We start from the raw sequence: 7,697 nt of genomic DNA, 5'->3' as shown, positions 1-7,697 counted from the left end.
ACCTACTGATTACAAGTCAGTTGCTCTACCTATTGAGCTATTTTGGCTTTAAAATTGTGATTGTAAAAATTGGTAGAGGATGAGGGACTTGAACCCCCGACATTCTGCTTGTAAGGCAGACGCTCTCCCAACTGAGCTAATCCTCTTTTTAAAAGTAATTTTTCAAGTAATCCTTGGCAAAAACCTATCTTCACTTTCCATACGAAAAACTATTGTCGGGGTTTAAGGGCTTAACTGCTGTGTTCGGAATGGGAACAGGTGTTTCCCCTTGACTAAATCACCAAGGATCTTTCAAAACTAGATAACCATAGTTATTTCAAAAAAATCAAAGTCAATGGATCTATTAGTACTAGTCAGCTGAAAATATCACTATTCTTACACCTCTAGCCTATCAACCTGGTAGTCTTCCAGGGATCTCATAGGGAAATCTCATCTTAAGGGAGGCTTCACACTTAGATGCTTTCAGTGTTTATCCTTTCTATACATAGCTACTCAGCTGTGGCTCTGGCGAACCAACTGAAACACCAGCGGTATATCCATCCCGGTCTTCTCATACTAGGGACAGCTCCTTGCAAATTTCCAACGCCCACGACGGATAGAGACCGAACTGTCTCACGACGTTCTGAACCCAGCTCGCGTTCCGCTTTAATGGGCGAACAGCCCAACCCTTGGAACCTTCTCCAGCTCCAGGATGCGATGAGCCGACATCGAGGTGCCAAACCGCTTCGTCGCTGTGAACGCTCGGAAGCGATAAGCCTGTTATCCCCAGGGTAGCTTTTATCCGTTGAGTCACGGCCCTTCCATACGGTACCGTAAGATCACTAAGTCCAACTTTCGTTCCTGCTCGACTTGTAGGTCTCGCAGTTAAGCACCCTTTTACCTTTACGCTCTTAAAATGATTTCCGACCATTTTGAGGGTACCTTTGAACGCCTCCGTTACTCTTTAGGAGGCGACCGCCCCAGTCAAACTGCCCACCAAACACTGTCCCTCATAATACACTTATGCAGGTTAGAAGCTAAAAATAACAAGGGTGGTATTCCAACGATGACTCCATTAGAACTAGCGTCCTAATTTCACAGTCTCCCACCTATCCTCTACATGCAATTTTCAATTTCAATATTAAGCTACAGTAAAGCTCCATGGGGTCTTTTCGTCCTGTCGCGGGTAACCGGCATTTTCACCGGTAATTTGATTTCACCGAGACTCTTGTTGAGACAGCGCCCAAATCGTTATGCCTTTCGTGCGGGTCGGAACTTACCCGACAAGGAATTTCGCTACCTTAGGACCGTTATAGTTACGGCCGCCGTTCACTGGGACTTCAATTCAATGCTTCAAGTTACCTTTGACATCTCCTCTTAATCTTCCAGCACCGGGCAGGCATCAGCCCCTATACATCACCTCACGGTTTAGCAGGGACCTATGTTTTTGATAAACAGTCGCTTGGGCCTATTCTCTGCGGCTTTTACTTTTTATCATAAAAGCTCTCCTTATCCCGAAGTTACGGAGTCATTTTGCCGAGTTCCTTAACAAGAGTTTTCTCGCGCGTCTTAGTATACTCTACCTTCCCACCTGTGTCGGTTTACGGTACAGGTAAAAAAACAATTAGCCCTAGAAGTTTTTCTTGAAAATATGACTTCAGTCACGTTACCTTCAAACCTTATTTTTTAGAATAAGAAGACGGATTTGCCTATCTTCTCAAACTCGGTTCTTCTACCCTAATCCAATAAAGGGTGTGCTTAGCCTGTTTTGTAGCTCCATCAGTTGTTTTCTTAGTGCAGGAATTTTAGCCTGCTTGCCATCGACTACGCATTTCTGCCTCGCCTTAGGACCTGACTAACCCAGGGCGGACGAACCTGCCCCTGGAAACCTTGGGTTTTTGACGGATAGGATTCTCACCTATCTTTTCGTTACTTACACCGGCATTCTCACTTCTGACCTCTCCACCACTGCTTCCGCTATGGCTTCATCGATGTCAGAACGCTTCCCCTACCATATTAAAAATAATAAATTATTTTTATATCCGTAGCTTCGGTATAATGTTTTAGCCCCGTTAAATTTTCGGTGCAGAGTCATTAGATTAGTGAGCTATTACGCACTCTTTAAAAGATGGCTGCTTCTAAGCCAACTTCCTAATTGTTTAAACGTCTCTACTTCCTTTTCCACTTAACATTAATTTAGGGACCTTAGCTGACGGTCTGGGCTCTTTCCCTTTTGACCATGGACCTTATCACCCACAGTCTGACTGCTAATTGTTTTTAATGACATTCGGAGTTTAATTGATATCGGTACCCCGAGGTGGAGCCCTCAATCATTTAGTGCTCTACCTTCATTAAAATTTCTTAATTAACGCTAGCCCTAAAGCTATTTCGGGGAGAACCAGCTATCTCTGAGTTCGATTGGAATTTCACCTCTAGCCACAAATCATCCAAACACTTTTCAACGTGTCCTGGTTCGGTCCTCCATTTGGTTGTCCCCAAACTTCAACCTGTTCATGGCTAGCTCACTTCAGTTTCGGGTCTATGACATAAAACTAAACGCCCTATTAAGACTCGCTTTCGCTACGGCTTCGTTCCTTCAAACTTAACCTTGCTATATATCATAACTCGCCGGTTCATTCTGCAAAAGGCAAGCTATCACTCATTAACGAGCTCTAACTAATTGTAAGCACATAGTTTCAGGATCTATTTCACTCCCCTTCCGGGGTTCTTTTCACCTTTCCCTCACGGTACTAGTTCACTATCGGTCACCAAGTAGTATTTAGCCTTAGGAGATGGTCCTCCCTATGTTCCAACAAGATTTCTCGTGTCTCGCCGTACTTTTCGATACCCTAGATTTTAACTTGCCCTTACAGGACTATCACCTTCTTTGGTGTTTTTTCCCAAAAACTTCAAGTTGGTTAAAATTTTGTAACTAGTGGCGGTATCAGGCTCCTCCGGATTCGCTCGTCACTACTACCAGAATCGTTATTACTTTCTTTTCCTGCAGTTACTTAGATATTTCAGTTCACTGCGTATCCCTTTTTGATTCGAAAATCAAAAAACTATAATGTTATTATAGTAGGTTTCCCCATTCGGAAATCCACGGATCTTCATTTATTTACAACTCCCCGTGGCGTATCGCCGTTAATTGCGTCCTTCATCGGCTCTTGGTGCCAAGGCATCCACTATGCGCTCTTAATTCCTTCAATTTTTTTGATTTTACTATGTTTATCTACTTTTCAAAGAACTTTTTTTAAGACAGCGCTTATAACTTTTAAAATAAACTGGTGGGCCTAAATGGACTTGAACCACCGACCTCACGCTTATCAGGCGTGTGCTCTAACCAGCTGAGCTATAGGCCCTTAATGCCTTAAAAAAGAAAAACTTATTAATTTTCTAAGTCTTTCAAAACTGAAGATGATAATTTTATTGTTTCCTTAGAAAGGAGGTGATCCATCCCCACCTTCCGGTAGGGATACCTTGTTACGACTTAACCCCAATTATCGACCCTACCTTAGACGGATCCTTCTTCTTGCGAAGTTAGGCGACCGCTTTGGGGTATTGCCAACTTTCGTGGTTTGACGGGCGGTGTGTACAAACCCCGAGAACGTATTCACCGTGACATGCTGATTCACGATTACTAGCGATTCCAACTTCATGAAGTCGAGTTGCAGACTTCAATCCGAACTGAGATTGATTTTGTGAGATTGGCTAAGAACTCGCGTTTCAGCTACTCTTTGTATCAACCATTGTATCACGTTTGTAGCCCAGATCATAAGGGGCATGATGATTTGACGTAATCCCCACCTTCCTCCAATTTTTCATTGGCAGTCTCGTTAAAGTCCCCATCATTACATGCTGGCAATTAACGACAAGGGTTGCGCTCGTTTTAGGACTTAACCTAACATCTCACGACACGAGCTGACGACAACCATGCACCACCTGTTTTCCTGATAACCTCCATTATATTTCTATAACTTCGCAAGAAAATGTCAAGACCTGGTAAGGTTTTTCGTGTATCTTCGAATTAAACAACATGATCCACCGCTTGTGCGGAGTCCCGTCAATTCCTTTAAGTTTCATACTTGCGTACGTACTACTCAGGCGGAGTACTTAATGTGTTAACTTCAGTACCGGTTTTACCCGACACTTAGTACTCATCGTTTACGGCGTGGACTACCAGGGTATCTAATCCTGTTTGCTCCCCACGCTTTCGTGCCTCAGCGTCAGTAAAGACCCAGCAAGCCGCCTACGCCTCTGGTGTTCCTCCATATATTTACGCATTTTACCGCTACACATGGAATTCCGCTTGCCTCTATCTCACTCTAGTAAAACAGTTTCTATAGCACAACAGCGTTAAGCGCTGAAATTAAACTATAGACTTATTAAACCGCCTACGCACCCTTTACGCCCAATAATTCCGGATAACGCTCGCCCCTTATGTATTACCGCGGCTGCTGGCACATAATTAGCCGGGGCTTATTCATTAAGTACCGTCAAGGGAGTTTTTCCACTCTTTTTTCTTCCTTAATAAAAGAACTTTACATACCGAGGTACTTCATCGTTCACGCGGCGTTGCTCGGTCAGAGTTTCCTCCATTGCCGAAAATTCCCTACTGCTGCCTCCCGTAGGAGTTTGGGCCGTGTCTCAGTCCCAATGTGGCTGTTCAACCTCTCAGTCCAGCTACACATCATAGTCTTGGTAGGCCTTTACCCTGCCAACTAACTAATGTGTCGCAAGCCCCTCCTTAAGCATACCTTCAAAGAAGGTCTTTTAAAAAAGTAAAGATGCCTTCACTTTTCCTATCCAGTCTTAGCAACTGTTTCCAATTGTTATCCTCGTCTTAAGGGCAGGTTGCTTACGTGTTACTCACCCGTTCGCCACTAAAACCCGAAGGTTTCCGTTCGACTTGCATGTATTAGGCACGCCGCCAGCGTTCATCCTGAGCCAGGATCAAACTCTTCGTTTTGTTTTGATTTGCTTTTTTAACGAATTAATTAAAAAAGAAAATTTCATGATTTAAATATTTAAAAAATTTTAATCAAATATCATCTTCAGTTTTCAAAGAATTAAAAAATTATTTTTATTTATTAATGAATGCGATTAAAAAAAAATAAATTCGCAAAACTAACAAATTAATTATAACATGTAAAATTAATTATTTCAATCTTTTTTTACATTTTATTTCAAAAAATTTAATAATGGTGAAGGGGGATGGATTCGAACCAACGTACCTCACGGAACAGTTTTACAGACTGCTGCGTTTAACCACTTCGCTACCCCTCCAAAGAAAAGTTTCTTTTGAAAATTTCAAAATACATCAAATAAAAATTTATTTGAAAAACTTACTATTTGATTTTAACATATTAAATAAAAAAAATTACATATTTTTTATAGATGGCAAAATAACTTTGGTTGTCATTTTTTTCAAGATAAAAATTACCTATTATAGGAGTTTTTCTTTTCAAAAAAAGACTCTTTAAAACATATTTTTTTCTAAAGTAATACTTTTTGGCCAACTTTATTTAGAAAAAGTCTTTTTTTATAGGAAAAAGACTATCAATTGAAGCGATTTATTTAATTGGTCGTTTAATGATCGCTTATCCAAATTCCCTATAAAGAAATTTAATTACCAACGTCTGCCAAAAACCAAAATAAAAAAATGCAAAAAAAGAAAATAAAAATATTTTATAATCCTTGTTTTTTTAATAAAATATATTTATTTTCCATTAATTTATGATTAATAATTGTTTGAACTATAGTGAATAAATTCCCTACAACCCAATATAAAGACAAAGTTACATCTTTGAAGGAAGTAAAAGTCATTAATCCGATCATCATATAACTGAAAACCTTCATGCTTTTTTCTTGAGCTTTTTTTTGTGTTTGTTGTTCTAAAGTTAAAATTTTAGTATTTTGTTTTAAATAAGATGGTTTTTTTAAACTTAATTTGTTTAAGAAAAACATACTTATACCCACGAAAAGAGATAAAACTAATTTAACAATAATAAGATTATTTTCTACAGGATTTAAATTAATAAAACCTAAAAAGGGTTTTTCAGTGCGAGGAGTAAATATTCCGCCATAAACACGAAAACGATTTAAAGATCTTAACATAGCGATAAAAATAGGCATTTGTAAAAAAGTTATAAAGATACCGAAAATATTAAAATTGTATTTTTTATATACTTTTATTATTTCCATTTGCATTTGCTGCGTATACGCTTTGTCTTTTCTTAAAACGTATTTAGCTCTGATTTTATCTATTTCTGGTTGAGCTAAACTCATATTCAAAGAAAAGGAACTAGTTTTAGTATAGATCGGCCACGATAAAGTTCTGATCAAAATAGTAGTTAAAATGATGCCTAACCCTAAATTGCCAAAAAAAATACCATCTTCTTCGCTGGCAAAGATATTGGAGAAGAAGTCTAAAGAAGAACCGATGAAAATGATTAACACGTTCCAAATATAACCCCACCCTAAAATGCCAGTCCATCTTAATTTAGAAGGCCATTGAATAGGAGAGTCGCCAGAATCGTCTACAAATAATTTTAAGTTTAAATCTGTTTGTTGTGCGTCTTCTTTTAAAACAAAAGTATTGAAGTCGCCATTGTCATCTTTTTTCTCTCTGATTTTTTTGTTATAATCGTCAACACGAATTGTTTCTTTCTTATCTTTATCTTCAAAAATTTTAAAATTTTTAAAAATTACGGATTTATAAGGATATATCTTATAAACAAGCAATTTTTGTTTGTTAACCTTGTCATAATGTTTTTGGCCTAAAGCGTAATCAAAATTAGTCCCTCTTTTGATAGTGAAAAATTGTTTAACAATGTTTCCTGGAGTATTTTTTTTCTCATCAAGTTTTTCTTCAAAAGAGAAAAAATAATCTTTTGTCTTTAATATAGCATCTATTTTGTCTTTTAATGTTTTTTTAAAAGCATCTATCATTTTTCTACTATTTTCATTTGTGTCAGAAGGGTTAAAATCCTCTTTTTTCCATTGTCTAACAACGATATTTTTATTCTTTTGAATACCCATTTGAAAAATATTGACATAATTTGAATAATCGGTAAAATTAAAAGATTGTGGATCATTTAATTTTACAATCATGTCTTCCAATTTTATCTTTTTAACATCATAGGTTACATCATGATTAAAAACAATCTTGATGTCAGCGTCTTTTAACTCTTCTATGTTTTTCTTAGAAGGGAAAGCCCATTTGAAAAAAAGAAATAATAAAATAGTTATCGAAAGAAAGGTTAAAAATTTTTGTATTTGTTTAAACGATAATTTTTTTTTACTCATATTATTAAAATATCCTTATTTAGAAACAATTAAGAAATTTTTTTAATTAAAATTAAGAAATATTTAGATAATCCGACAAAATCAAGTTCTTTCGCTTTTGGTTTGATAACAAGAACGAAAGACGTATGAGGATTGATCATATTCATATTTTGATAAATAATCATTCTTAAACGTCTTTTAATTAAATTTCTTTCGTGCGATTTACCGTATTTTTTACTAATACTTAAAGCAAATTTAAAATGTTTAAAATGATGATTTTTAGCATAATATAATGTAAAAAAACCATTTCTGATATTTTTATTTTTATTAAGTTTAAAAATCAAATCGATTTCACTATTTTTTCTTAAAATAAATTTTCTTTTCATGATAAAAATTTATATTATCCTTTTTTTATCTTAAATTTATTTTAA

At 36.8% G+C, this 7,697-nt stretch carries 2 protein-coding genes, 3 tRNA genes and 3 rRNA genes; all 8 read right to left on the bottom strand.

What is annotated here, in order from left to right:
• Window positions 1-70 precede the first annotated feature (70 nt).
• Window positions 71-146 (bottom strand) — tRNA-Val (locus tag RI76_RS00180).
• Window positions 147-171: 25 nt separating this feature from the next.
• Window positions 172-285: ribosomal RNA gene (gene rrf, locus RI76_RS00175) — 5S ribosomal RNA — on the bottom strand.
• A 37-nt stretch (window positions 286-322) separates the two neighbouring features.
• A 23S ribosomal RNA gene (locus RI76_RS00170) occupies window positions 323-3,188 on the bottom strand.
• A 76-nt stretch (window positions 3,189-3,264) separates the two neighbouring features.
• Window positions 3,265-3,341: transfer RNA gene (locus RI76_RS00165), tRNA-Ile, on the bottom strand.
• A 79-nt stretch (window positions 3,342-3,420) separates the two neighbouring features.
• Window positions 3,421-4,948: ribosomal RNA gene (locus RI76_RS00160) — 16S ribosomal RNA — on the bottom strand.
• Together the 16S, 23S and 5S rRNA genes with 3 tRNA genes alongside form the textbook arrangement of a ribosomal RNA operon.
• A gap of 233 nt (window positions 4,949-5,181) precedes the next feature.
• A tRNA-Tyr gene (locus RI76_RS00155) sits at window positions 5,182-5,265 on the bottom strand.
• Window positions 5,266-5,667: 402 nt separating this feature from the next.
• Window positions 5,668-7,287: a YidC/Oxa1 family membrane protein insertase gene (locus RI76_RS00150; protein ID WP_017192098.1), complete on the bottom strand. Its 1,620-nt coding sequence runs from the start codon at window positions 7,285-7,287 to the stop codon at window positions 5,668-5,670.
• A gap of 29 nt (window positions 7,288-7,316) precedes the next feature.
• Window positions 7,317-7,652, bottom strand: coding sequence for a ribonuclease P protein component (gene rnpA / locus RI76_RS00145; RefSeq protein WP_017192097.1), 336 nt, complete (start codon window positions 7,650-7,652; stop codon window positions 7,317-7,319).
• Between the last annotated feature and the right edge of the window lie 45 nt (window positions 7,653-7,697).

Source organism: Milkweed yellows phytoplasma str. MW1 (assembly GCF_000309485.1).
Taxonomy (GTDB): Bacteria; Bacillota_I; Bacilli_A; order Acholeplasmatales; family Acholeplasmataceae; genus Phytoplasma.
This window is presented reverse-complemented; position numbering and strand designations above follow the sequence as displayed.